20 protein-coding genes are annotated in these 20956 nt (G+C 63.5%); 5 read left to right on the top strand and 15 right to left on the bottom strand.

The window, feature by feature from the left end; genetic code table 11:
* The first annotated feature begins 533 nt into the window (after nucleotides 1–533).
* On the top strand, nucleotides 534–746 hold the full coding sequence (locus E3N85_RS17210; protein ID WP_134465034.1) for a DUF4158 domain-containing protein: 213 nt from the start codon (nucleotides 534–536) through the stop codon (nucleotides 744–746).
* Nucleotides 747–822: 76 nt separating this feature from the next.
* On the opposite strand, the gene E3N85_RS16125 is transcribed toward E3N85_RS17210, so the two are convergent.
* Nucleotides 823–2307: a CoA-acylating methylmalonate-semialdehyde dehydrogenase gene (locus tag E3N85_RS16125; protein WP_134465018.1), complete on the bottom strand. Its 1485-nt coding sequence runs from the start codon at nucleotides 2305–2307 to the stop codon at nucleotides 823–825.
* Nucleotides 2308–2366: 59 nt separating this feature from the next.
* Nucleotides 2367–3311: a 3-hydroxyisobutyrate dehydrogenase gene (gene mmsB / locus E3N85_RS16120; protein WP_134465016.1), complete on the bottom strand. Its 945-nt coding sequence runs from the start codon at nucleotides 3309–3311 to the stop codon at nucleotides 2367–2369.
* A gap of 156 nt (nucleotides 3312–3467) precedes the next feature.
* Here mmsB and E3N85_RS16115 point away from each other — a divergent pair, with 156 nt between their 5' ends.
* Nucleotides 3468–4376, top strand: a complete 909-nt coding sequence (locus E3N85_RS16115; RefSeq protein ID WP_134465032.1) for a LysR family transcriptional regulator — start codon at nucleotides 3468–3470, stop codon at nucleotides 4374–4376.
* Between the two features lie 511 nt (nucleotides 4377–4887).
* Here E3N85_RS16115 and E3N85_RS16110 read toward each other — a convergent pair.
* The 3 genes from E3N85_RS16110 to thiM form a co-directional block, all read right to left on the bottom strand.
* Complete coding sequence (locus tag E3N85_RS16110; RefSeq protein ID WP_304991385.1) at nucleotides 4888–6270, bottom strand: MFS transporter; 1383 nt, start codon at nucleotides 6268–6270, stop codon at nucleotides 4888–4890.
* 299 nt (nucleotides 6271–6569) lie between these two features.
* Nucleotides 6570–6887 (bottom strand): bifunctional hydroxymethylpyrimidine kinase/phosphomethylpyrimidine kinase, encoded by a 318-nt coding sequence (locus E3N85_RS16105; protein WP_255453915.1) that lies wholly within the window; start codon nucleotides 6885–6887, stop codon nucleotides 6570–6572.
* 60 nt (nucleotides 6888–6947) lie between these two features.
* A complete protein-coding gene (gene thiM / locus E3N85_RS16100) occupies nucleotides 6948–7712 on the bottom strand; it encodes a hydroxyethylthiazole kinase (protein ID WP_134465014.1) in 765 nt (254 codons plus the stop codon).
* Nucleotides 7713–8066: 354 nt separating this feature from the next.
* Between thiM and E3N85_RS16095 the strand changes: the two genes are divergently transcribed.
* Nucleotides 8067–9434 (top strand): NAD-dependent succinate-semialdehyde dehydrogenase, encoded by a 1368-nt coding sequence (locus E3N85_RS16095; RefSeq protein ID WP_174722509.1) that lies wholly within the window; start codon nucleotides 8067–8069, stop codon nucleotides 9432–9434.
* Between the two features lie 150 nt (nucleotides 9435–9584).
* Here E3N85_RS16095 and E3N85_RS16090 read toward each other — a convergent pair whose 3' ends face one another.
* Nucleotides 9585–11177, bottom strand: a complete 1593-nt coding sequence (locus tag E3N85_RS16090; protein ID WP_134465010.1) for an AMP-binding protein — start codon at nucleotides 11175–11177, stop codon at nucleotides 9585–9587.
* Nucleotides 11178–11358: 181 nt separating this feature from the next.
* On the opposite strand from E3N85_RS16090, the gene E3N85_RS16085 reads away from it, so the two are divergent.
* Complete coding sequence (locus E3N85_RS16085) at nucleotides 11359–12594, top strand: zinc-binding dehydrogenase (RefSeq protein WP_241978567.1); 1236 nt, start codon at nucleotides 11359–11361, stop codon at nucleotides 12592–12594.
* Between the two features lie 117 nt (nucleotides 12595–12711).
* Here the strand turns inward: E3N85_RS16085 and E3N85_RS16080 are convergent, their stop codons facing one another.
* The 7 genes from E3N85_RS16080 to kynA all read right to left on the bottom strand — a co-directional run bounded on the left by E3N85_RS16080 (nucleotide 12712) and on the right by kynA (nucleotide 18169).
* The gene (locus E3N85_RS16080; protein WP_241978566.1) at nucleotides 12712–13146 is read right to left on the bottom strand and encodes a DUF3817 domain-containing protein; all 435 of its coding nucleotides are present in this window, start codon (nucleotides 13144–13146) and stop codon (nucleotides 12712–12714) included.
* Nucleotides 13147–13212: 66 nt separating this feature from the next.
* The gene (locus E3N85_RS16075) at nucleotides 13213–14508 is read right to left on the bottom strand and encodes an MFS transporter (protein ID WP_134465006.1); all 1296 of its coding nucleotides are present in this window, start codon (nucleotides 14506–14508) and stop codon (nucleotides 13213–13215) included.
* A 3-nt stretch (nucleotides 14509–14511) separates the two neighbouring features.
* A complete protein-coding gene (gene purQ / locus E3N85_RS16070; RefSeq protein ID WP_134465004.1) occupies nucleotides 14512–15210 on the bottom strand; it encodes a phosphoribosylformylglycinamidine synthase subunit PurQ in 699 nt (232 codons plus the stop codon).
* Nucleotides 15210–15494, bottom strand: a complete 285-nt coding sequence (locus E3N85_RS16065) for a phosphoribosylformylglycinamidine synthase subunit PurS (protein WP_134465002.1) — start codon at nucleotides 15492–15494, stop codon at nucleotides 15210–15212. Before E3N85_RS16065 ends, purQ begins: the two co-directional genes overlap by 1 nt.
* 85 nt (nucleotides 15495–15579) lie before the next feature.
* Nucleotides 15580–16890: a kynureninase gene (locus E3N85_RS16060; RefSeq protein ID WP_134465000.1), complete on the bottom strand. Its 1311-nt coding sequence runs from the start codon at nucleotides 16888–16890 to the stop codon at nucleotides 15580–15582.
* A complete protein-coding gene (locus tag E3N85_RS16055) occupies nucleotides 16887–17318 on the bottom strand; it encodes a hypothetical protein (protein WP_134464998.1) in 432 nt (143 codons plus the stop codon). Before E3N85_RS16055 ends, E3N85_RS16060 begins: the two co-directional genes overlap by 4 nt.
* Nucleotides 17315–18169, bottom strand: coding sequence for a tryptophan 2,3-dioxygenase (gene kynA, locus E3N85_RS16050; protein ID WP_134464996.1), 855 nt, complete (start codon nucleotides 18167–18169; stop codon nucleotides 17315–17317). Before kynA ends, E3N85_RS16055 begins: the two co-directional genes overlap by 4 nt.
* 96 nt (nucleotides 18170–18265) lie before the next feature.
* Between kynA and E3N85_RS16045 the strand changes: the two genes are divergently transcribed.
* Entirely contained in the window at nucleotides 18266–18982 is a 717-nt protein-coding gene (locus tag E3N85_RS16045; protein WP_134464994.1) for a TetR/AcrR family transcriptional regulator, read from the top strand.
* 4 nt (nucleotides 18983–18986) lie between these two features.
* Here E3N85_RS16045 and E3N85_RS16040 read toward each other — a convergent pair whose 3' ends face one another.
* Both E3N85_RS16040 and E3N85_RS16035 read right to left on the bottom strand, forming a co-directional pair.
* Nucleotides 18987–19832, bottom strand: a complete 846-nt coding sequence (locus tag E3N85_RS16040; protein WP_134465024.1) for a VOC family protein — start codon at nucleotides 19830–19832, stop codon at nucleotides 18987–18989.
* A 169-nt stretch (nucleotides 19833–20001) separates the two neighbouring features.
* Nucleotides 20002–20952, bottom strand: a complete 951-nt coding sequence (locus tag E3N85_RS16035; RefSeq protein ID WP_134464992.1) for a phosphoribosylaminoimidazolesuccinocarboxamide synthase — start codon at nucleotides 20950–20952, stop codon at nucleotides 20002–20004.
* Nucleotides 20953–20956 lie beyond the last annotated feature (4 nt).

The following is a 20956-nucleotide window of genomic DNA, read 5'->3' as shown; positions in this document are numbered from 1 at the left end:
GCTCTACGACGGGGCCATCACGGCAGCGAAAGTCGGCCGCGACGCGGCTCTCGTCCGCGAAGCAAGCACCATGGCACAAGAACACGTCGACACTCACACACCCCCCCCGGGGGATACGCAACAAAGCCGATAGAGACGGTCTCTAGCGGTGGCTTGTGACTTCGTCAAATATCCGACGCTATGGATTTGCGACGAGGCGTTCGATAACGATCGTTCCGATGGCATTCCCAGCGCGCTGCTTATGACCGCCAATTCACGCGGACGAGGAATGTGTATCTCTTCTTACCCCGACCGCTCGGGACGAACGAAACCGCTCGAGCATCTTCGCGACGGCGACACTCTTGTCATCTAGAAACTCGACCGCCTCAGCCGCACCGTGAAGAACCACATCGACTTCCGAACAACACCACCTTGACGGAATCGGCTTCCGGTCCTGGACAGATCAATAGACACCACCACCCCCGCCGGGAGGTTCTTCTTCCACATCATGGCGGTTCTTCCATCTCGACGGCGCAGATTGAGAACATGTCAATATTCGTCGGGGCGAGCACAATCGTCTGGGAGATGCCGTCCGTCTGGGAACTGTCCGATCCTTAGGCTCTTTTCTTCTTGACCCCATAGGTGTCCCGGAGGTTGTCGCCGACTATCTGGCTGCGCATTTGGGCACCACAGATCATGGCGTTCTGGCGCAATATGCCCGTCGCGAGGCGACGAACCGGGAGCATTCTCGTGAGATCCAAGTCTGAGTACGATATTTTCGAAGGACAGCGGGGTGATTTTCCGTCCGAGTGTGCCCGAGACCACGGATGCTGGGACTGGAGATCAGCTGACTTGCGGAAACCCGAGGTCGATCTTACTCGTCGACGGGTCGGGCCAACGGGTGGTCACTACTTTGCTTCGAGTATAGAAACGTATGCTGTCCGGCCCATACATGTGGGTGTCGCCGAACAGTGATGACTTCCAGCCGCCGAAGGAGAACGACCCAACCGGCACCGGAATGGGTAGGTTGACTCCGACCATTCCGGCCTCAATCTCAAATTCGAATTGCCGCGCGGCACCGCCGTCACGTGTGAAAAGAGCTACTCCGTTGCCGAACTCGTTCTCGTTGGTCAACTGAACGGCCTCTTCAAAGGTGTCCACGCGGACGACTGACAGGACGGGGCCAAAGATCTCGTTGTCATACACCTTCATTCCTGGCTTCACGTGGTCGATCAGGCTGACGCCGATGAAGAAGCCGTCTGAATCAAACTGATGCTGGCGACCGTCCACCACAACGGTGGCACCTTCATTCGCTGCTCCGGCAACGTACGAGGCAACCTTGTCGCGGTGCGCGGCGGTGATCAGCGGGCCCATCTCTGAAGAAGCATCCGTCCCTGCGCCGATCGTTAGTGTGGCCATCCGCTGCTTGATGGCGTCGACGAGTTCATCAGCAATACCGCCGACGGCCACGAGCACACTGACCGCCATGCAGCGCTCGCCCGCTGAGCCGTAGGCCGCCGACACGGCTGCATCTGCAGCCATGTTGAGGTCCGCATCCGGGAGTACCACCATGTGATTCTTGGCGCCGCCCAGCGCCTGCACGCGCTTGCCATTTTCGGCGGCCCGCTTGTAGATGGACTTGGCAACAGGCGTGGATCCGACAAAGCTGATGGCTTTCACCTGTGGGTGTTCCAACAGCGCATCCACGGCTTCCTTGTCGCCTTGGACGACGTTCAGGACGCCGTCGGGCAGCCCTGCCTCGGAAAAAATCTCGGCAATGAAAATGGCCGTAGACGGGTCTTTCTCGCTGGGCTTGAGCAGAACGGTGTTGCCGCAGGCCAGCGCACTGCCGATCATCCACAGCGGCACCATGGCCGGAAAGTTGAACGGAGTAACGCAGGCAACCACGCCAACCGGCTGGCGAACCGAGTGAACATCGACGCCGGTCGACACCTGCTCTGAGTGCTCGCCCTTGAGCATGTGGGAAAGTCCGGTGGCGAACTCGATGTTCTCTAGGCCTCGGGTAATCTCGCCCTCCGCATCGGAAAGCACCTTGCCGTGTTCACTGGTGAGGATGGCCGCCATTTCCGACTTGCGCTCGGTGAGGAGCTCTCGAACCTTGAAAAAAATATTGGTGCGTTTGGCCAGACTGGTGGCCCGCCAACCCGGCAGTGCAGCACGGGCGGCCTCAATAGCTTCCTCGACCCGGGATGCTGAGGCCAGAGCGACCTCCTTGTTTTGCTCGCCGGTGGCGGGGTTGTAGACGGGGGCAAAACGCGCGGCGTCGGTGATCTTTTGACCATTGATGTAGTGCGGAATTCGCTGCATAGGAGTGCTCTCTGCGATTGCGGGACGCGGGTCAGTGGATGAGGTCACGACTGTTGTCATCAGTTGACCTGCGCCTGGGCCAGCGCCGGAACCTGTTCCGGTTCCTGGTCAAGAGCCAGGGTTCCGTCGACGAGCTTGACGATTATCGAGCAGTCTTTACCGCCCTGTTCCGCGTCAAGAACGCGCTGGAACATCTGCTGCACGTGCTCCCCAATTTCGAGTGGTGTATCCGTTGCCTGCGCGGCGGCGATAGCCAGGCCGATGTCTTTATTGGCCAACTCTGTTGTGAACGTCGGTGCAAAAGCAGTGTTAGCGGCGGAGGATGGCACGACTCCGGCAATCGGATACCACGTGCGAAGGGCCCAACTGTCACCGGAGGAAACCGAAGCGATGTCCCAGAACACTTGCTTGTCGAGGCCGAGGCGATCGGCCAGAACTGCACCTTCAGCGGCCCCCGCGAGATTGATAAATAGCATGAGATTGTTGCAGATTTTTGCGGCCTGTCCGGTGGTGGCACCGCCGGTAGGAATGATGTTGGCAGACATCGACTTGATGAACGTGCTGGCATCAGAGACGGCGCCGGGTTCCCCGCCGATCATGAACGTCAATGTTCCGGCCTGAGCCCCGCTGATCCCGCCGGAAACGGGAGCGTCAACAAAACGGAATCCAGCCTCGGCTGCTGCATCGTGCAGCTTTTGCGCAGATTCAACGTCAATGGTGGAGGAATCCACAAGAAGGGTGCCGGGACTCACCGAGGCCAGCACACCGCCTTCACCCATGTACACGGCGATGGCGTGCTCGCCCTTGGGCAGCATAGTGAAGACGACCTCGGCGCCAGAGACAGCATCCGCGATGCTGCTTGCCGGTATGAGGCCGTAGGCCGCCGCGGTCGCGAGCGCTCGCGGATTCAGGTCGAAGCCGCGCACTTCATGCCCGGCCTTCACCAAGTTTGCCGTCATCGGACCACCCATATTGCCCAGACCGATCCATCCAATTGCAGCCATTTGCAAGCTCCTTTGCTCTTTTCTGACGAAAACGCACGTCCTTTATATCCACCATCACACCGTGTTACGGTGCAATCAAGATAGAAAAATACAGAGGCCCTGTGCATTCATGCACAAATGCACTGGTGCACCCATTGATAGGAAGGCGGGCGCGTGATGGTTGATTTCAAGCGGTTTCCGAGCCCGGAGGACCTGCTCATCCTGCTCACCGTGGCGCGCCTGGGGCGATTCAATGCCGTGGCCGAGGCGTTGGAAACCACCCACACCACCATTTCCCGTCGGATCCTGGCGCTGGATAAGCGGCTGGGTGGGCGCACCCTCGAACGAACCCCGCACGGATGGGAACTCACGGAGCTGGGAAACCAGGCAGTCCGTGCAGCTGAGATCATCGAGGACAGTTTGGGCGCTCTCACCACAACGCTGGCGAATGACGCGGATCCGCTTTCCGGCCTCGTACGAATCAGCACACCCGACGGTTTCGGCGCGGCCTTTGTCGCCCCCGCCTTGATCAAGCTTCAACGAGAACATCCCAAGCTGAATGTGGAGATGATCAGCGTGACAAGAAAGATCAACCAGAACCGCTCAGGCGTTGACCTAGAGATCGTGGTGGGTCCAATCGACGCGAGTAGAGCGCAGACGATCTTTTTGACGAACTATTTCATCCGACTGTATGCCAGTCCGGAATACCTCGCGGTTAGAGGAACTCCGGAGGCTGTTGATGACATCAAAAACCACAATTTTGTGTCCTACGTTGAGTCATCTCTCCAAGTCGCCGAGCTGGGGCATCGCTCGTCACAGCTGCCCGAGCCGACCGCGAGCTTCCAATCCACCAGTATTTTCGCCCAGGTCGAAGCCGTGCGCCGCCACAGTGGCATCGGATTACTGCCGTCTTTCATGGTGTGGGGGCGGCCGGAGTTTGTCCCCGTGCTACCAGATTCCTTCCACCGAGAGCTGCCAATTAGGGCTGCCGCCCGCGCCGAGTCGCTTCGATCCATGGCAGTGAGGGCAGCAATTGTGGCCATCCGGCACGAGATCTCCGAGCGCCGGAGCGAACTGGCGGCCTGACTGGCACTGCGACCCCGCCCGGTCCGTGGGTCCACAGATGGCACAGTTGATCGCGGCCTGGGCTGTGCGGCTGAACGATCACACATGTAACGGTTCGCCCCGGTCTAAAAAATCCGCATGTGCGAGTCGACCATGATCGAAATCGAACAAGGCCTTGCCTTGACCGCGTTGTCAGAATCTCAACACTTCGATCCGCAATCGCTATGCCTGAAATAGCCGCCGAATAATGGTGCCAGCGGCTGGCGCATCCAGCCCCTCGTTGATTTCCGTCAGCGGTTCGGTGTTTGTGTGAAGCCGCTCCACCGCGAGGCTGCCCGCATGCCAATAGTCGAGGTGCAACTGGATGTCCCGAACGGGAACAGTGCGGCCGGAAATGGGCGTAGCTGACCGAGCTATCCCGGCCATCCATCGCCTGAAGCAAAATCACCGCGCTTACGAAGCCTTGAACTCAAGGGAACCCGGGCTGCGGGCAACAGTTCAGCCGCAGCCCCGGGATCGTCTACGTGACGCTTTACCTTGCGTCGGTGCTCACCTTCAGTGCCTCGGTCTTTTTTACATCGGCTGCATCGACCTCGTGAAGCGAGATTCCTCTCGTTTCTTTCATGGATACCACAGCCACAACTGTCACCGCACAGGTGATAAGCAGATAAACGGCAATCGGAACTGATGACCCGGTGCCCCTCAACAAGGCGGTGGCGATAATCGGGGCGAGCGAACCAGCCACGATCGACGTGACCTGGTAACCGAGTGAAACACCGGAATACCGCATACGGGTGGGGAACATTTCCGACATTATCGCTGGCTGCCCGGCGTACATCAGCGCATGGAACATGAGTCCGATCGTGACGGCGATCATAATGATCAGTTCATTCGCGGTTTCCATCATGGGGAAGGCAAAGAATCCCCAGGTCGCGCCCAGTACCGCGCCCGTCAGGTAGACAGGTTTACGGCCAACCGCATCCGAAAGTTTCCCGACCAACGGAATAACACAGAACTCGATTGCGTGCGCGATGAGCATCAGCAACAAGATCTTGGCTGTGTCCATCTTGACGATCACCACCAAGTACGTGATCGAGAAGGTAACGACGAGGTAATACAGCACATTTTCCGCAAATCGCAGTCCCATTGCGGTGAAGACACCGCGCGGGTAACGGCGGAGTACCTCAATGGCACCGTAGCCCGGCGTGGGAGCGGCTTCAGCCTTTAGGCGCGATTCTTCGAAGATCGGAGCATCCTGAACCTTCGTGCGAATGTAGTACCCGACAATGACGATTACCGCTGAGAGCCAAAATGCGACTCGCCAGCCCCAACTGAGGAATGCCTCCTCGGGCAGAGTCGCGGAAAGCCCCAAGAGAACGACCGTGGCCAGCAAATTCCCTCCCGGAACGGCTGACTGCGGCCAGCTGGCCCAGAACCCGCGGGATTTGTTGGGACTGTGCTCAGCGACCAGCAATACCGCGCCACCCCATTCGCCGCCGACTGCAAAGCCTTGAGCAAATCTCAGAAACACCAGAAGTGCCGGCGCCCAGTAGCCAACCTGGTCAAACGTTGGCAGACATCCCATCAGGAATGAGGATACGCCGACCAAAACAATGGCGACTTGAAGCAATCGTTTGCGTCCGAACTTGTCACCAAAGTGGCCAAAGATGATTCCGCCGATTGGACGTGCGAGAAAGCCGACGGCGTAGGTCAAAAAGGCCGCGAGGATGCCGTCAAGTTGCGAGCCGGCATTGGGGAAGAACACCCGGCCGAAGACTAGGGTCGCGAGCGAGCCGTACAGAAAAAACTCGTACCATTCGACGACGGTGCCGGCCATTGAGGCCGCCACGACCTTCTTCAGTCCTGTCGGTTTTGGTTCTGCGACGCCCTGGCTTGTGGGAACTTGCGTGCTCAATTGAGTCTCCTTTGGTGTCAGCTTTGACACTGCGTGGAATCCCGCATCATTCTAATAAATGCGACGACAAACACATCACGTGAAGCACTAAGAAGTATTACCGCGCTGTCAACGTCACACAACGTCAATTTGTGCAGAGGCCATCTGCACCAATGCACAACAGTGCCAGCTGAATTTCCAGTTGAGGCACACCACGCTGTGATGTTCATCTAGTCGTCAAGCTGCGATGCGGGGGAGTTTTTGTTTGTTGACCCACAATCCCTTTCGTTGACCTCGAATCTCCGGCCACCACGCCTACATCACCGAGCAGGCCTCGACGGTTCTCGTACACCGGGGATTAGACAACAGCCTTGGGGCGGCCCGCTTGCCCACAACCGATGAAAGTGGTGGATAGGACCACGCCCGGTACCGACCTCGAGTTCGTCGGCGTGTTCCAGACTCTCCTGCACCCAGGACTTAGTCATCGATAGCGAGGCGCTCCAACTCCCGAGCCGGGCCTGCGATGTCGCCATCGCCGACGACACCGACCGTCCGGTTCCGTGGGTATTGGCGGTGTCCACCCGATCGGCTGCAACCTCAATCGTCTGCCGGCCGGCGGACCACCCCGCGACTGCCACATAACGCCGTGTCGGTGACCAGATACACGCCTGACGTGAAAGTCTCCCTACTGAACTCAGTTATGAAATCGCTATCGACGCCCGGATCGCGGCCGTGTCAACGCTCGCCAATGCGTCAAGGAACGCGACGGCAAAACTCCCCGGACCGCCGTCACCCACCGCCGCCCGCTCGGCCGCGATCGTATACACGGCCGTCGCGGCGGCAGTGGCAACAAGACGATCGTCGCCGACCGCTAGGAGAGCCGCGGTTATGGCGCCAAGCGCGCACCCTCCACCAGTGACTTGGGTGAGGTAGGAATGGCCGTTGCTGAGGCGGATGACATCGATTCCATCGGTGACCGAATCGGTCGCCCCAGAGATCGCGACGACGCAGCCGAACCGGTCGGCAAGCTGGCCAGCGGCATCCAACGCCTGCTCCGCGGTGTCGACCGAGTCCACCCCCCGGCCGCCACGGCCCAGGCCGGTCAGGGTAATCACTTCGGAGGCATTGCCGGGGACTGCAGTGGGCGCGTATGCCAGCAGATCAGCGGCCAGCTGGGTGCGCACCGAAAGGACACCGACGGCCACCGGATCCAGTACCCACGGCGTGCCCGCACGCTGCTCCGCATGCGGAGTGCCCAGATTCACCAGCGTGGCCGAAGCGATATGGGCGAACTGGTCGGCCTCGATGGGGATGTCGGTCATCGCCGGCGCAGCCCCGATCGCCAGCAACGCGTTGGCCGTGAAGTTCGTCACCACCGCGTTGGTCAGGCGCTGCACCAAAGGTGTTCTCTCCCTCAACCGGGCCAGCAGCAAGCAGGCATCATCTGCCGTGAAACGCCTCATTCAACGTCCTCGCTCAGATTTATCAACTGGGTGTGTCGTGGAGAGGTTGCGAACCGCAGCAGGAAACCGTCCTCAGCAGGCGCATTCGGCCCGCACGCAGTCTAGAACACGGCCAAACGGCCTCCCCTTCATAGAGTGGACACCGGGCTGGTCACCCTTCGGTCGTTGCTGAAGTTTTTAAATTCCTTACCGTCTGGATCAACAACTCAGCAGCATAAGAGGACCACTCCGCGACGAAACCAGCCAGCTAGACGCTCACTGGCCTCATTCGCCTTGACAAATTCCGCGACCATGATTGGCTCGTACCACGCGATAATTTCCGGCAGACCACCCGATTGTGAAAGGAGGTGGCTCGTGAGCCACCACGCCGTTATCAACCCCGCCACAGGCGAGACCATCAAGACTTACCCCCAGATTTCGGAAAATGAACTCGAGCAGGTCATCGCAACGGCGGATAAGGCCCACGTTGGCTGGTCACGGAACTCTTCAACCGACGAGCGGGCCGCACTCCTGCGCAAGGTCGGCGATTTGCATGAGGAGCGCCGCGCCGAGCTGGCGTCCATGATCGTGCGCGAGATGGGCAAGCCCGTCGATCAAGCGCTCGGCGAGGTCGACTACGCCGCCGACATCTACCGGTACTACGCCGACAACGCGCAGGAATTTCTGAAGGACGAACCAATCACCCTGCTCAGCGGCGAGGGTTCCGCGTTTATGCGCCCCAAATCGCTCGGTGTGCTGATCGGTGTCATGCCGTGGAATTTTCCGTACTATCAGGTTGCGCGCTTCGCCGCACCGAACCTCATGACGGGCAACACGATCATCCTCAAGCATGCGTCGCAGTGCCCGGAGTCGTCCGCGGCGATTGAGCAAATCTTTCATGACGCAGGCTTTCCGGCTGGCGCCTATACCAATGTGTACGCGGACAGCGAGCAGGTCGCCACGATCATCGCCGACCCGCGGGTGCAGGGCGTCTCCCTCACCGGTTCGGAGGGCGCCGGCGCGGCCGTTGCCGAGGTGGCCGGTCGTCACCTCAAGAAGGTCGTGCTGGAGCTGGGCGGATCAGACCCGTTCATTCTGCTGAGCACCGACGACATGGCCGCCGCAGTGGATGCCGCCGTTGCCGGTCGCCTCCGCAATGGCGGGCAGGCCTGCGACGCCGCCAAGCGATTTATCGTGATCGATGAACTTTACGATGAGTTCACGGAGAAGTTCACCGCCGCCATCCTGGCGTGCTCTCCCAGCGACCCGACCGTCCCCGGGGCAGACTACGGACCCCTCTCGTCCCTCGACGCGGCCGATCATCTCGCGGAGCAGGTCGAGCGCGCAGTCGCACAGGGAGCGACCCTGGCGAGCACTGGCAAACGGTCTGGTAACTTCTATCCGTCTGGCGTGCTCACCGATGTCTCGCGAGATAACGACACATACCACGAGGAGTTCTTCGGACCCATAGCATTCGTCTACCGGGCAAGCTCCGAGGATGACGCCATCGCCCTCGCAAATGACACCCCGTTCGGACTCAGCTCCTACCTGTTCACGACCGATTCCGAGCAGGCACTGCGCGTTGCCGACCGCATCGATGCGGGCATGGTCTACGTCAACCTCGTCGACGCCGGCAGCGCGGAGCTACCGTTCGGCGGAGTGAAAAGAAGCGGCTTCGGGCGCGAACTCGGACGCTACGGTGCCAGCGAATTCGTGAACAAGAAACTCATCCGCATCGGCTGACCCATCGCTGCAGTTCAGGAAAAGCGACTCGATCGTCCACCCTCCTTCGCCTCGCTGTGGATCTTCACCACCTGCGCCGGATGCAGCAGCAGATTGCGCGCTTCACAAACGCATAACCGGGATCCACGCCACGCGTGACCGTGCTGGTCGCTAAACCGTCGCTGCACGCTCCTGTGCGCGCAGGTCCTTCCGCAGGATCTTGCCGGATGCCGACTTGGGAATCCGCTCGATGAACTCCACTGCCCGCACCTTCTTGTGCGGGGCGACCCGCTCGGTGACGAACATCATGACCTCGTCGGCGGTGAGAGCCGACTCGGCCACGATCACGACGAAGGCCTTGGGAATCTCTTGGCCGTCGGCATCCGCTACCCCGATCACGGCCGCATCCGCGATCTGCGGGTGGGTGAGCAGCAGCGCTTCGAGTTCGGAGGGCGCGATCTGATACCCCTTGTATTTGATCAGCTCTTTGCTGCGGTCGACGATGGTCACCTCGCCGAGTGCACTGACCGTGGCGATGTCGCCGGTGTGCAGAAAACCGTCGGCGTCGATGGTCTCGCGCGTGGCCTGATCGTTGTTCAGGTAGCCGAGCATCACGTTCGGCCCGCGTACGAGTAGCTCGCCGGGCTCGCTCACTCCGCTTTTTGGAACCTCGATCTCCGCGCCGGTTTCGGTCGAGACAAGCCTGCAGTCCATGTTCGGCACGGTCACCCCGACGGAGGCGCGTGACAGATGCAGGGCGTCGATGGGAATCAAATGGCTGACCGGGCTGACCTCGGTCATGCCGTAACCCTGCAGAATACGACAGTTCAGCCGGGTGGACACGGCGGCGGCGAGGGCCCCGTCGAGTGGGGCTGCTCCCGAGAGAATCGTGTGCACGCTCGACAGGTCGTAGCTTTCGACGAGCGGATGCTTCGCCACGGCCACCGCGATCGGCGGCGCGATAAAGACGTAGCTGCAGCGGTGATCCTGGATCATGCGCAGAAACTCGACGAAGTCGAACCGGGCCATGGTGACGAGGGCGGCCCGCTGTTTGAACGCGAGGTTCAGCAGAACCGTCATTCCGTAGATGTGATAGAACGGCAGCAGCGCGAGCACCTTGTCCTCGGGCACGACCCCGATCAGGTCACGGGCCTGCTGTACGTTCGCGACCAGATTGCGGTGGCTGAGCATGACGCCCTTCGGCGCCGCCGTCGTGCCCGAGGAGTACGGCAGAACCGCCACGTGCGTGGCCGGGTCGATGGTCACAATGGGCGCTGCGGCATCCGCTTGGAGCAGATCCGCGAGCGACGGATGCCCCGGCTCACCGTCGATCACCACGATGCACTCGTTCGGGATGCCGGCCGCGTCTGCGGCCGCGCGGGCACCGGGCAGCAGCGGTGAGATGGTCACGAGCCAGGTCGCGCCGGAGTCGTCGAGCTGGCGTTGAATGTCGTCGGGAGTGTAGAGCGAATTGAGGGTCGTGACTGTCGCTCCCGCGCGCAGGATGCCGTGGAAGACGGCGGTGAACTCCGGCGTGTTCGGGCAGAGCAATCCGATGACGGTGCCGGGGCCGACGCCTTTCTCGGCGAGGGCGCCGGCCACTCGGGTGATCTGATCGACCAGGGTGCGATAGCTCAGCGTGGCACCGCTGAACCCGTCGATGACGGCGGTGCGATCGAGTTCGCTCTCGCTGAGGTCGCCGAACAGGTAGTCGAAAATGCTCAGGTCGGGAATCTCAACGAGAGCATAGGGGCTCGTGAACACGGGGATCTCCTTTGATCGGGTGTGGCCTGCATACGCTACCGCCCGGTGCTGGCGTGAAACTGTGCATGTGGCCACAGTCGTTACCGCGCGTTCACCTACCGGTTACCCGCGACGCCATCGTTGTTGGCGTGGCCTGTCTAGCATAGCTACCCGTAACGCCCTCGACGCAGGAAGGTCTCTCGTGGCAATCACCAACTCACTCGACGAGGTGCGGCCGGTACCGGAGCGGGAATGGGAAGGTACGGGAATCGGCGCATCTGCCGCCCTGGCACAGGGTCGTGAGGTTGTCTTGCCGCGCGCCGCCGAGGCCATGGTTTGGTCGGGGATCGGCCTGCCATTGGAGTGCGTGGCGGTACCGGGCGTGCTGCTGCGGCCGGGCGACGTGCTTGTTGAAGTCGAATTTGCCACGGTCTGTGGCTCCGACGTGCACACGGCGCTGGGTCACCGCGCGGCCGCGAAACCGCTCGTGCTGGGGCATGAGCAGGTCGGGCGCGTCGTCGCCGTGGGGGAGCAGTCCTATGCCGTGAATGGAATGCCGCTGCGGGTGGGGCAGCGGGTGGTCTGGTCGGTGGCCGTGAGCTGCGGAACCTGCCCACGCTGCCGCCGTGGCCTGCCCCAGAAGTGCCTCGAGCTGGCTAGATATGGCCACGAACGGATGCAACGTGGCTGGGAACTCAGCGGCGGTTTCGCCACCCACGTGCAGGTGCGCGCGGGAACGGCGGTCGTGGTCGTGGACGAGCAGGTTCCGGCAACGGTACTCGCACCGGCCTCGTGCGCGACCGCGACGGTCGTCGCCGCGCTCGGGGCGGCCTCCGCTCTCGTGCCGCTGGCCGGAGCCACCGTGTTGGTGACCGGCGCGGGAATGCTCGGCGTCACTGCCTGCGCGATGGCCACGGACGCCGGCGCCGTCGTGGTCGTCAGCGACCCGGACGCTGCCCGCCGGCAGCTCGCGCTCGTGTTCGGAGCCGTCGCCGTCGTTGACCCGAGCGCACCGTGCGAGTCATCGACCGACGTCGTGAGCGTTCTCACCGGCCTGGCGCAAGCCGGTGTGGCCGAGCCGACGATTGCGCTCGAGCTGAGCGGTGACAGGTCCGCCGTGCAGACTGCCGTCGACCTGATCGGTATCGGCGGCGTGGTCGTGCTCGTCGGCAGCGTCTCGCCCGGGGCGCCCGTGAAGCTGGACCCGGAATCGATCGTGCGTCGCCTGGTCACCGTGCGCGGCGTGCACAACTACACACCGGGCGACCTGGAGCAGGCGGTGGCCTATCTCAGCGGGGCCTGGCATCGGCATCCGTTTTCAGCGCTCGTCGGCGCGACCTTTCCCCTCGAGAAAGCGGATGCCGCCCTCGCCACGGCCGCCTCCGCCCGCCACCCCCGCGTGGGAATCACGCCGCAGCCTCCCGCCACCCTCGGCTGAGTCGCCCCGGTCGTCCGGGGATCGGGTGCTCGATGGTGACCGCGCCAGTTGTGGGTGACCGCGCCAGCTATTGCTGGCGCGGTCACCCAGAACTGGCGCGGTGACACAACAATCGGGCTAGCTGACGCCGCCGGGCGGGCCGATCGTGAGCAGCATGGCCATGATCGCCACGAGTGCGACGCCCATGATCCCGGCGAGCAGCAGCGGGCGAGCCAGCATCCAGCGAAGCAGGGCGCTGACCCGGGTGTGATCGCGGGGGTCACTCGTGCGCGTGTGGCGCCAGCCACCGTCGAGCGCCCCGCGGCGTTCGAGGGCCCGGTCGAACGGAATCGTCGCGAACGGAATGATCGCCGTGAGGCAGGCAACGGCGATCAGCCGCACTGTCCAGTGCTGGTTGACACCGACGAAGACGGCCGTCATGCCGTAGGCGATGAAGACAAGACCATGCAGGAAACCGCCGATCTGCACGCCCCACTCACCGGCCTGCACGACGTATTTCAGCAGCATGCCGATGATCAGCAGCGACCAGGTGATCGCCTCGGCAATAGACACGAAGCGGTACAACGAGCGGGGAGACACGGGAACACTCCAGAAGTCGGCAGAGGGGGTGGGCGCGAACTACGCCCGAGGAAGAGTCTGGGGTGGTAGACCATTCACGGCCTGGGCCGGGTGTTGGTCAAGGCCAGCCGCACGAATCGATCGCGGCTGCTGTACAACCTTGGCCAGCACCGGGGAGAACAGCACCACGAGCAGGCCAGCCGCCGGAACGATGAGCAAGCCCAATCGGAGGGAAGAGGCATCTGCTATCGCACCGACGAGCGGCGGCGACAAAAGAAACCCCACCCGCAGGAGCCAACTCACGATCGTGAGGCCCGTGCCGGGCTTGAACCCGGGGAGTTCATTGGCGGCATGCATCGCCGCCGGGATGAGCGTTGCCACACCAAGGCCGGCCAGGCCTAATCCGATCACCGTTCCGACGATCGTCGGGAAGATCAAGGCAACGCCCATTCCGACAAAGACGATCACGCCACCGGTGCGTGCCACTGCGCGCTGGCCGAAACGGTCCACCAGTCGGTCGCCGAAAATCCGCCCGACAAACTGCATTCCTTGCAGGGCGATGAAGCCGACTCCAGCGACGAATGCCGACGCGCCGAGGGAGTCTGACAGGTAGATCGCTGACCAGGAGCTTCCCGCATCTTCCACGACAGCGCCCGATGCCGCGATCAAGACCAGAGCGGCGAGGACCGCGTATTTGGCCAAGGATCCCCGCGTGAGCCCGGCTGCTCTCGGTCGGTTGCTCTCCGGAGCCAGAAACGGAGTGACCTCGGAAGGCTCTGGACCGTCCAGGAGCAACCGGTACGCAACGGCAGCCATGAGACTGAACAGAACGGCGGAGGCGGTGAGGTGAGTGGACAGCGGGATGGCCAGTTGCGCCGCCAATGCGCCGAGAATACCCCCGCACACCGCTCCGACGCTCCACACCGCGTGGAAGGAGTTCAGGATCGACCGTTGGTAGAGTCGCTGCACTCGTAAACCGTGCGAGTTCTGCGCGACGTCGGTGATCGAATCCATCGCTCCGGCGAGAAAGAGGCTGGCGGCCAGGGCGACCCAGACAGGGGCAACTCCGGCGAGAAGTATTCCGATGGCCGTCAGTGCGGTGGCCACGATCGCCACTCGGGACGAGCGGAAGCGGCGAACCAGTACTCCGGCCGTCAACCCCGCGATGAGCGCCCCCAAAGGGAACGCGGCGACAGCGAAGCCAAACGCCGCGTTTGTCAGATCGAGGTCGGCTTTGATCCCGGGGTACCGCGGCAAGAGATTGGCGCAGAGAGCCCCATTCGTGAAGAACAGCAGCCCCACGCCGGCGCGAGCCCGACGCACACGGGTGGGGGGTTGCAGGGAGGGACCTGGCATGAATTAGCGCGCGACGAGCGCTTGGGCGATCACCGAGGTGAAGAAGGTGAGGCCGTCGACACCGCTCGCCATGGCGTTGTCGGTGTCGGGGCCGAACCCGGCCTCGACGGCGTGCTCGGGGTGCGGCATGAGGCCGACGACATTGCCGCGGGCGTTGGTCACGCCGGCGATGTCGTTCAGCGACCCGTTCGGGTTGCCGCCAATGTAGCGGGCCACGATGCGGCCCTCGCCCTCGAGTGCCTTGAGGGTCTCAACGGAGGCCATGAACGAGCCCTCGCCGTTCTTGAGTGGAATGACGATCTCGGAGTTGGCGGCGAACCCGGTGGTCCAGTCGCTCGCGTTGTTCTCGATGCGCAGGCCCTGGTCGCGGCAGATGAAGCGGCCCTTGTCGTTTCGAATGAGCCCGCCGTCAAGCAGGTGCGCCTCGGTGAGCATCTGGAATCCGTTGCAGATCCCGAGCACGGGCATGCCCTTGTTCGCGGCGTCGATGACCTCGGTCATGATCGGCGAGAGGCTCGCAATGGCGCCGGCCCGCAGGTAGTCGCCGTAGCTGAACCCGCCCGGCAGCACGAGGGCATCGACACCATGCAGGTCGTGGTCGCCGTGCCAGAGGGCCACGGCATCGGCGCCGGCCAGGCGAATCGCGCGCGCAGCGTCGCGATCATCGAGCGAGCCGGGAAAGGTCACGACGCCGATGCGCATCAGGCGACCGCTGACGAGGGAGCGTCCTGCACGTGGATTCCGACGACATCTTCAATCACGGAGTTGGACAGCACCGTGTCGGCGAGCTCACGCACGGCGGCGAGGGTGGCGGCATCCGCAACGCCTTCGATGGAAATCTCGAAACGCTTTCCGACGCGCACGCCGCTGACGTTGGCCAGCGCTGACTGGATCTGACCGAGGCGACCGAGGGCGCCGGCGACGGCCTTGCCCTGAGGGTCTAGTAACTCGGCCTTGGGCATTACTTCGACGACGATCGTTGGCACAGGGCACTCCGCATACAGTCTGGGGCTTATAGTCGTGGCAAATCCCTGCAATTCTACAGGCCGGGCTCGACCGGACCGGCCCTCTTTACTGAGTGACCCCGCTCTGGCCGAGCAGAATGCCGCGCAACACGTCGCGCACGGCGGCGACACCATCGTAGGTTTCGACGAAACTCGTGCTGAGCGGGGCGAGGCCAAGCCGCAGTCCGTTCGGAGCCCGAAAGTCGGGAATCACGTCGTTGTCCCACAGAATCTTGGTCACTTGACGCATCAGCGGATGGTTGATCGTCACGTGGCCGCCGCGATGTGTCTGCTCCCGCGGCGAAGCTACCGTGACGCCCATCGGCGCGAGCCACTCATCGACCAGGGTGATCGCGAACTCGGTCAGCGCCACCGACTTGGCCCGAACCGACCCGATCGTGGCTTCGTCGAGCATGGCGATGGTGTCTTGCATGGCCAGCATGCCCACGACGGCGGGCGTGCCGCTCATGAATCGACGGATGCCGGTGGCTGGCAGATACCCCGGCCCCATCTCGAAGATGGCTTGGGCTCCCATCCAGCCCTGGATCGGCTGAGTCAGCACGTCGTGCAGGTCGCTCTTGACGTAGCCGAACGCTGGCGCACCCGGGCCGCCGCTCAAATACTTGTAGGAACAGCCCACCGCGAGGTCGACGTCGCAGTTATCGAGCTCGATCGGAACCGACCCGACCGAGTGACTCAAGTCCCAGAGCACGAGGGCGTCGTGCTCATGGGCGATGGCGGTGATGGTCTTCATATCGGCGAGATAACCGGAGCGGTAGGCCACGTGGCTGAGAAGCACGAGGGAGGTCTGCGGACCGACCACGTGGCGCACCTGTTCCGCGGTGACGCCGCCTTCGGTGTTGGAGTCGATCCAGCGCAGGGTGAGGCCGCGCTCTCGCGCTATGCCCTCGAGAATGTACCGGTCGGTGGGAAAATTGTCGCTGTCGAGCACGATTTCGGTGCGGTGCGGGCGAGAATCCACGGCGGCGCGGGCCAGTTTGTAGAGCAGCACGGTGGTGGAGTCGCCGACGAAAACCTGCCCGGGAGCAGCGCCGAGGCAGGCGCGGCCGAGGTCGTCGCCGATCTGCAGGGGGAGCTCCATCCACTGCTCGTCCCAGCCGCGGATAAGCCGGGTACCCCAGTCCTGCTGCAGAAAGTCGGCGATGTGTTCGGCGCTCGCCCGCAGCGGGCGGCCGAGGGAGTTGCCGTCGAGGTAGGAGCGGGGGTTGGCCGTCTCGGGGTCGGCGTCGGTGCCCAGAAACCGGGCGCGGTAGTGTGCCAAACCGTCGATGCGATCCATCCGTCGCGCGAAGGCCAGGTGGGCGCCGTGGCCGGTCGAGGCCGTCGAGCCGGAAGCGCTGGTGAAACTGGGAGTCATGCGAGAACCTCGCGTTCGGGACGGGTGAGGGCGCGTTCGTGTGCCCGGCCGACGGCGGCCAGCGCCTCGACGGCGAGGACTGGCCCGGCGGCCGAGTTGAGGGTGACCTTCAGAACGGATGCCCCGGCCCGGCGTTGCCGATCAACCGCGGTAACGGCCTCCGCTGCGGTTGTCACCTCGCAGCTCCAGCCGGGTGCTGCCCAGCGGGCACGGCTGGGGTAACCTCCGGGAGCGGTAATGAACTGATGCGCGTATGCCAGATCGGGCATAGACGCGCGAGGGCCGTCGGGCAGCCAGCCGCCGAGGTCGAGCACCCGGGCGATGCCGCCGCCGGGCAGGTGAGTTGGGTCGATCAGCGCCAGGTGCACCTGCGCATCGAGAAAGCCGGCCAGCACGGTTCCTCGACCAACCAAAAAATGGATGGTCACGCGCCGATCTCCATGCGCACCGCGAACAGCTCCGGAAAAAAGGTGAGCTCGAGGGCCTTCTGCAGAAAGGCCGCACCATTGGAGCCTCCGGTGCCGTGCTTCATCCCGATGATGCGCTGCACGGTTTTAAGATGGCGAAAGCGCCAGAGTTGAAAATTGTCTTCGAGGTCGACGAGCTCTTCACAGGCCTCATAGGCGGCCCAGTGCCCGCTGGCGTTCTCGTATATTCCGCGGAAGGTGCGCACAAGTTCGGGGTGGAATGTCCAGGCCTCGGTCACGTCGCGCTCGAGCACATCGGCAGGGATGTGGAAGCCGGCCCGGTGCAGGTAGTGCAGGAACTCGTCGTAGAGGCTGGGTGCTTCGAGCGTGGCGGTCAGCAGCGCGTGGGCCGGGGCATCCGCTTCGAAAACCGTGAGCATGCGGCGATTCTTGTTGCCGAGAGTGAACTCGACCGCGCGGTACTGGTAGGACTGAAAGCCGCTGGAGTTGCCGAGAAACTTGCGAAACTGGGCGTATTCGGTGGGGGTGAGGGTCGCGAGTACCGACCACTGCTCGGTGAGGGTGCGTTGAATGTGCTTGACCCGGGCGATGCCCTTGAGGGCGGGCGCGAGCCGGTCCTGGCGCAGCGCCTCGATGGCCGCTTGCAACTCGTGCAGCACGAGCTTGAGCCAGAGCTCGGTGGTCTGGTGTTGAATGATGAAGAGCAGTTCATCGTGGTGTTCCGGAACGCTGACCGGCTTCTGGGCATCGAGCAGCGTCGGCAGGTCGAGGTAGGAGCCGTAGCTCATCTTCTCTCGAAAATCGGTGACGATCTCGGGGTCGAACTCGCGGGTGTTGTTCTTGAGGGTCATCGGGTTCCGTTCGGCTTGTTCAAATTGTGCGCAGGTTGCGGCGGTGGGCGCAACACCGGGGCGAACCGTTCAGGTCAAAGTTCTAGACTGAGTCGCATGACCTCGCCGACCCGAAAGCCCCAGGATGGCGTGCCAGCCTCGTCTGCACCCGAGAGGTCCCTGCCGCCATCCCGCCGCCGAGACGCCCGGCTGAACCGCGACCGTCTCATCGTCTCGGCTCGCGCCCTGTTGGCGCAGAACGGAGTCGACGCCTCACTCGAGGCGATCGCACGTCAGGCCGAGGTCGGTGTGGCCACGCTGTACCGCAACTTTCCGACCCGGGATGATCTGGTGCGCACGCTGTATGACCTGTCGCTGGCGGAGCTGCACGCCGTGCGGGCCGAGATCGAGGCTGCGCCCACCTCCTGGGACGCTCTCGTCGTCTATACCGAACGGGTCGCCGAATGGCTCGTCGCGGATCCGTCTCTGCCGCCGATCCTGCGGCGCATGGCCCAGCTCGACCCGTCGGCCCGGCCAGCCGCTGAGTTTGACGGCTTCATCGCGAGCCTTGTGGCCCGGGCGAAGAAGGACGGCACGCTGCGACCGGACGTTGACGCGGTCGACCTCGCCGTGCTCGTCACCATGGTCGGGTCGCTCGGCAGCCTCGGCGCCGGCTATGCCGGTCAGTGGCGTCGTCAGCTGTCCATCGTTCTCGACGGCCTGCGCGCGGCCGACGCTCCCCGGCCCAAGCTGCCCGGTCGCCCGTTCCACGTTCGGGACTATCAAGCCACCGTGCACGGACTGACCCGGCGGGCAGCCCGCGCCGCCCGCTGACCGATTACGGCGTCGCGATCGGTGTCGCAACGTCAGCCGCGCGCACCAGGATGCGGTTGGACCACGGGTCCTCGAAGCTGAGGGTGTGCCCGTCGTGACGGGTGTCGACTTTGTAGTGGCTCATCCGCTCGTCGAGGGCACCGATGTCGTCGGTGCCGGGCACGATGATGCTGACCTGGCCGAGCCCCAGGGCTAGGCGGCGCTTGCCGCTGCCCGAGCTCTCCCAGGTGTTCATGGCCATGTGGTGGTGGTAGCCGCCGGCCGAGACGAACAGAGCGGAGGGGCCGAAGTTCGCGGTCGTCTCGAAGCCGAGACGGTTCACGTAGAATTCGCGAGCGCTCGCGACGTCTCCGACCGAGAGGTGCACGTGGCCGACGATGGCGTGACCGGCGGTCGGTGATTCTGGCCGCATATGCTCAGAAATGAATGCGTTCGGGTCGAGAAAGAGCGAGGCCATTTCAACCTGGCCGTGGGACCAGCTCCAGAGGTCGCGGTCGCGGTCCCAGTACAACTCGATGCCGTTGCCCTCGGGGTCGGTGAAGTAGAAAGCCTGGCTGACCAGGTGGTCGGCGCTGCCGGTGAACGTTCCGGGGGATTTCGTGCCGATTGAGTAGACGGCGGCGGCGAGGTCGGCCTGCGTGTCGAACAGAATGGCCGTGTGGTACAGCCCGGCCGAGCGCGGTTCGGCGGTGGTGAGTTCAGGGGCGTGCTGCAGAATCACGAGCGGGGTCTGTCCACGCCCGAGCACGGCAACCGGACCGTCGTGGCTCTGTAACTCGAGCGTCACGACGTCGCGGTAATACGCGATCATGGCGTCGAGGTTGCCCACGCGCAGGGTCACCGCACCCATGCCGGTTTCGGCGGCCAGCAGGTCCTTCGCAGTAGGGGTCACACCAGAGGCAACTCGGGTGCCGCCCCGGCTATTCCGCGAGCCGGAGCGCATCCGTCGCCCGGCGCGCGTGCGGACACATTGGCCAGGCCGCGTGCAGCGCGCCGCCCAGCACCGGACGGCGTACAGGTCAGGCGCTGGTGAGGCGCTCGAGCAGTGCGCGATAGCGGGCCGCGGTCTGCTCCACGATCTCGGCCGGCAGCTCGGGCGGGGCACCGGTACCGTCCCAGTGGGCGGCGAGCCAGTCGCGCACGATCTGCTTGTCGAAGCTCGCCATGCGCTCGTCGGGCGTCATGCCGGTGTGCCAGGCGTCGGCGTCCCAGTACCGACTGGAGTCGCTCGTGAGCACCTCGTCGGCGAGCACGGTCATGCCGGTCTGCCGGTCGGCGCCGAATTCGAACTTGGTGTCGGCGAGAATGACGCCGGCCTTCTCTGCGATCGCTCCGGCGGTGGCGAAGAGGGTGAGGGAGAGGTCGCGGAGCTCGGCGGCAATGCCCGGCCCGACGAGTTCGATCGTGCGCTCAAACGTGATGTTCTCGTCGTGCTCGCCCAGTGGAGCCTTCCACGCGGGGGTGTAGATGGGTTCCGGCAGACGGTCGCCGTTCTGCAGGCCGGCCGGCAGTGCGATGCCGCACACCGACTGGGACTCAACGTATTCCTTCCAGCCGCTGCCCGTCAGGTACCCGCGCACAACGCACTCGATCGGGTACATGTCGAGGGTGCGGCAGAGCATTGCCCGGCCAGCGACGGGCGCGGGGATGAGCGCGCGCACGGTGCTGCCGACCTGTTCGTGGTCGGCGACGAGGTGATTGGGGATGCCGGTCAACCGGTCGAACCACCACAGGCTGAGAGTCGTAAGCAGCTCGCCCTTGCCCGGGATGCCCGGCTCCAGCACATGGTCGAACGCGCTCACTCGGTCGCTGGCGACCACGAGCACACGGGAGGCGCTCAGCAGGTCGGCCGAAGTATCCATCGTCCCGTCGGTGGGAATATAGAGGTCCCGCACCTTGCCCGAGTAGGCATGAAGCCATCCGGGCAGATCGCGGGCGACGGATGCTGTGGGCTGCGCGGATTCGGTCACGCTT

The organism is Cryobacterium sp. Hz9 (assembly GCF_004402825.1).
GTDB lineage: Bacteria > Actinomycetota > Actinomycetes > Actinomycetales > Microbacteriaceae > Cryobacterium > Cryobacterium gelidum.
This window is presented reverse-complemented; position numbering and strand designations above follow the sequence as displayed.

Excerpts from the sequence above, each read along its gene's own strand:
- purQ (WP_134465004.1), bottom strand. The coding sequence starts at position 15,210 with ATGCGCATCGGCGTCGTGACCTTTCCCGGCTCGCTCGATGATCGCGAC.
- thiM (WP_134465014.1), bottom strand. The coding sequence starts at position 7,712 with ATGAGGCGTTTCACGGCAGATGATGCCTGCTTGCTGCTGGCCCGGTTG.
- E3N85_RS16045 (WP_134464994.1), top strand. The coding sequence starts at position 18,266 with ATGACCTCGCCGACCCGAAAGCCCCAGGATGGCGTGCCAGCCTCGTCT.
- E3N85_RS16125 (WP_134465018.1), bottom strand. The coding sequence starts at position 2,307 with ATGCAGCGAATTCCGCACTACATCAATGGTCAAAAGATCACCGACGCC.
- kynA (WP_134464996.1), bottom strand. The coding sequence starts at position 18,169 with ATGACCCTCAAGAACAACACCCGCGAGTTCGACCCCGAGATCGTCACC.
- E3N85_RS16040 (WP_134465024.1), bottom strand. The coding sequence starts at position 19,832 with ATGGGTGCGGTGACCCTGCGCGTGGGCAACCTCGACGCCATGATCGCG.
- mmsB (WP_134465016.1), bottom strand. The coding sequence starts at position 3,311 with ATGGCTGCAATTGGATGGATCGGTCTGGGCAATATGGGTGGTCCGATG.
- E3N85_RS16075 (WP_134465006.1), bottom strand. The coding sequence starts at position 14,508 with ATGCCAGGTCCCTCCCTGCAACCCCCCACCCGTGTGCGTCGGGCTCGC.
- E3N85_RS16060 (WP_134465000.1), bottom strand. The coding sequence starts at position 16,890 with ATGACTCCCAGTTTCACCAGCGCTTCCGGCTCGACGGCCTCGACCGGC.
- E3N85_RS16115 (WP_134465032.1), top strand. The coding sequence starts at position 3,468 with ATGGTTGATTTCAAGCGGTTTCCGAGCCCGGAGGACCTGCTCATCCTG.